7 protein-coding genes are annotated in these 3,481 nt (G+C 53.5%); 1 reads left to right on the top strand and 6 read right to left on the bottom strand.

Annotated features, from left to right (window positions below; translation table 11 throughout):
• Positions 1-381: DUF91 domain-containing protein (locus tag HN413_18495; protein ID MBT3392392.1), on the bottom strand; the 381-nt coding region annotated here is incomplete at its 3' end.
• Between the two features lie 141 nt (positions 382-522).
• Positions 523-738, bottom strand: a complete 216-nt coding sequence (locus HN413_18490; GenBank protein MBT3392391.1) for a hypothetical protein — start codon at positions 736-738, stop codon at positions 523-525.
• A gap of 102 nt (positions 739-840) precedes the next feature.
• Here HN413_18490 and HN413_18485 point away from each other — a divergent pair, with 102 nt between their 5' ends.
• Positions 841-1,782, top strand: coding sequence for a Fic family protein (locus HN413_18485; protein MBT3392390.1), 942 nt, complete (start codon positions 841-843; stop codon positions 1,780-1,782).
• Positions 1,783-1,824: 42 nt separating this feature from the next.
• Here HN413_18485 and HN413_18480 read toward each other — a convergent pair whose 3' ends face one another.
• The 4 genes from HN413_18480 to HN413_18465 form a co-directional block, all read right to left on the bottom strand.
• Positions 1,825-2,037, bottom strand: a complete 213-nt coding sequence (locus HN413_18480; protein MBT3392389.1) for a hypothetical protein — start codon at positions 2,035-2,037, stop codon at positions 1,825-1,827.
• Positions 2,034-2,840 carry a DUF1738 domain-containing protein gene (locus HN413_18475; GenBank protein ID MBT3392388.1) on the bottom strand — a complete coding sequence of 269 codons (807 nt, stop codon included), beginning with the start codon at positions 2,838-2,840 and terminating at the stop codon, positions 2,034-2,036. The genes HN413_18480 and HN413_18475 overlap by 4 nt, the downstream gene beginning before the upstream one ends.
• Before the next feature lie 77 nt (positions 2,841-2,917).
• Positions 2,918-3,109 (bottom strand): hypothetical protein, encoded by a 192-nt coding sequence (locus tag HN413_18470; GenBank protein MBT3392387.1) that lies wholly within the window; start codon positions 3,107-3,109, stop codon positions 2,918-2,920.
• Between the two features lie 14 nt (positions 3,110-3,123).
• Positions 3,124-3,481 (bottom strand): hypothetical protein (locus tag HN413_18465; GenBank protein ID MBT3392386.1); only part of this gene is annotated, 358 nt, incomplete at its 5' end.

Genomic DNA, 3,481 nt, shown 5'->3' with positions numbered 1-3,481 from the left:
AAAACTCTCGGCAATCAAAATCAGGCGCGGTGCGCTCCAATCAATCTCAATTTCCATGCCCAGGGTTTCCTGTGCGGCCAGCGTGAAATCACCTTTATGATCGACAAGCCAATCCAGATAAAACAAGCCCTGGTTGATAACGTTCTCTTTAGTGGTTTTCTTGTATTCAATGATCGTTGGGAAACCGTCTTGGTCAATGCCAAGAGTATCAATGCGTCCACGTTGGCGGTCACCAGTGGTGAATTCGCTGCCGATGAAATGCACGCCCAGAAATTGTAACAAGTTAGCCTCGAATAGTCGCTGAAGTTCTCGTTCACTTGCAAAAGAAGCAGGTTTGATTTGTGAAACTGGTTCATCAATTTGGATTTGGTACAGTGGCATGGCATCTCCCCTTGAGAGAAATTGGAATATTGCTAATTATTTTTCTAAGTGTAGTGCAAAACGCTTGCGAGTGCAAATCAAATTGGTCGATTAGCCAACAGTTCTGATGTTCGCGCAGCCAATCGGCAACCCGTTTGGCGTCTATCTGGGATTGCGCCACTTGTAAGGTAAGTTCAATCCCTTGGAGGTTGCTGACCGTGAGGGTGATGCCATTGTGCTGCAATGACAAAGCCACCGCACAATCCCGGTGCGTTTATTGCCATCCAAAAAAGCATGATAATTATCCAAAGATTCCATCAGCGCCGTGGCTTCGCTGAAAAAGTCGGAATACAGTTCTTTGGCATCATAAGTATACATCGAACTATCCGCTCCTCCCCTTTTTCGTAATCACCCATCGCTTGACATATCGGTATCGGATAGATGATAATACAACCTATCCGATACCGATTGGAGAACGTCATGCTCGAAGAACGTCTACTGAAACGTTTGAATGAAAAAAAAGCCCAACTGGACGCTCTGCGCCCCCTGCCTGCGGGAATCCTGGCGCGCCTGCGGCAGCAGTTGGATTTGGAGTGGATCTATAACTCCAACGCCATCGAAGGCAACACGCTAACCTTGCAGGAAACACGCTTGATCCTGGAGACTGGCCTGACCATCGGCGGCAAGAATTTGCGAGAGCATTTCGAAGTCATCAATCATCGTGAAGCCATTGCGTATGTGGAAGACCTGGTGAAGCAAGTCGCAGAGGTCACGGCCCATCACATCCGCCAAATCTACAAACTGGTGTTGAGCCAAATTGATGATGAAAACATTGGTCAATATCGCAAAACACCGGTGCGAATTGCGGGCGCCAAACATACCCCGCCAGATGCTTGGGAAATCCCACAGTTGATGATGGATTGGGGGGATTGGCTGGCCCGGGAGAGAAAATTGCAACACCCCGTTATTCTGGCAGCGCTGGCCCATCATCGCCTGGTATCCATCCATCCTTTTGTGGATGGCAATGGCCGCACGGCGCGCTTGTTGATGAACGTTGTCCTGATGAAATCAGGTTATCCCCCCACGGTGATTGAGCGCATCCACCGCCAACAGTATTACCGGATTTTAGCGCAGGCGGATGCGGGCAATCCGGCTCCATTGGTCAATTTTGTAGGGCGCGCCGTTGAGCGCAGCCTGATTTTGTATCTCGATGCCATCCAACCCCAGACAAGTGCGCCGGACGATGATGAAACCTGGCTCCCGTTGCGTCAAGCAGCGCAGGGCACACCCTACAGCCAGGACTATCTCAGCCTGTTAGCTCGCAAAGGCCGCCTGGAGGCCGTCAAACGCGGTCGCAACTGGTATACCACGCATAAAGCGGTCGCCGCATATCTCCGTTCTTTGGAAGATGATACCGGATGAGGGAAACCGGGCCTGGAGATTTTCACCCCAGGCCCTTTTGTCCTAATACAGCAGTGTAATCGCTCGCAAACGGTCGCAGCGCACTGGAATCATCACACCATGCGGTTGAAACTGCACCAGCGCCCAACCCAATACTACTGATAACACGCGCACGCGGCGATCCAAGATGCTGGCCCGCACTTCACGGATTTCACCATCCCAGGGCGGCAGGTCAGCGGGGATCTTCAAGGCTTGCAGAATTTCGTTGGGGGTCATTGCTCACACTCCTTTTCCAGATTGCTGATCATGTCTTTGGCGGTCTCCTGAATGCGCTGCATATGCGCCAGGATCAGGGCCGCATCCACGCCATGCAGGGCGACGTAGTTGGGGCTGGCGAGATCATCCAGACCAAAATAGCGCCCGACGACATACGCTACGGATTCGGCTTCGAGTTCTTCGATCTGTTGGCTGCGCTGTAACCCTCGCTGCTGGTGCATCAACTCGTGGGCAATCTCATGGATCAGGGTCTTGGTGCCTGCCTGGGGGGAGAGTTCAATCACACCCCCGCGGCTGATGCCCTGAATTTCGCCGGATAATTCCTGCACGTTGACGCGAATGTCGTTCTGTTCGGCAAACGCCGTCAGGCGCGCTTGCAGTTCAACGTGCTGCTGGGGACTTTTCCATTCGGGCGGCAGCGGCAGCGGTTCGCCTTCCGTCTGGCTGATGTCGAAGACAAATACCACGCGGAAGTTGACCAGCTTGGCATAATCGCTGTCTTCCTCCTGCACCTTCCGAAAGATCGGCGCCAGGATCGGAATGCCGCTTTCGCCCTTGCGCACGAAACGCCCCATTTTCTTCCAACGTTGGAAGCCCGCCACACGCGTGGCTTCCGGTTTCTGAAAACGGATCAGCCAGATATTGTGCGAGCTGTACTGGTGAAAGCGGGCGCAGCTTTCCAGATAGTCCGTCATGACGCTACTGACGCGCGCCTGATCGGTAGCCTCGGCCAGGGTTTGGATATATGCCCGTATCTGTCCGTTGAGTTGAGTGGACGTGAAGCGGGGTTGTGTGTGGGTCATCGAAATACTCCTTTTGAATAGAAAAGGGCGCAGAGTTGATGTCTGCGCCCCGATGAAATTGCTCATCCAGTGGATAGCTAGAGAAACAAGCGATAGATTTCGGGATACTGGCGCACAGTTTCAATCTGCGTCAGCAGCCATTGGACATACCGCGTCTGCCCAATATCCCCCACGGCCAAGCCACAGGCCTGCAGGATCTCTGCATCGCTCAGGTGATATTGATAGACACACTGCGCCAGCCATACGGCCAGCTTCTTCATTTGGGACATGATTTATGCTCCAATCAGGCAAAGCCCAGGTTGCGTTCTTTAAGCGAAACATAATAGCCCTGCCCGATCACCAGATGATCCAGCACCTGAATGTCGAGCAGTTTGCCCGCATCCACGATATTATGAGTCACGGCGACATCATCGGGGCTGGGTGAAGCGTCCCCGGACGGATGGTTGTGGGCTACCAGGATCGCCGGGGCATTCTCGGCCACCGCTTTGCGGAAGACTTCGGCGATGCGCACTTGCGAAGCGTTGACACTGCCGCGGTAGAGCGCCACCAGCGCCATCACGCGGTTGCGGGTATCGAGCACCAGCACCCACAGTTCTTCGTGATCCAGGGGCTCCAGAAAGGGCTGTAGCAGGACGTAGGCA

The sequence above is a fragment of the Chloroflexota bacterium genome, from assembly GCA_018648225.1.
GTDB lineage: Bacteria > Chloroflexota > Anaerolineae > Anaerolineales > UBA11858 > NIOZ-UU35.
This window is presented reverse-complemented; position numbering and strand designations above follow the sequence as displayed.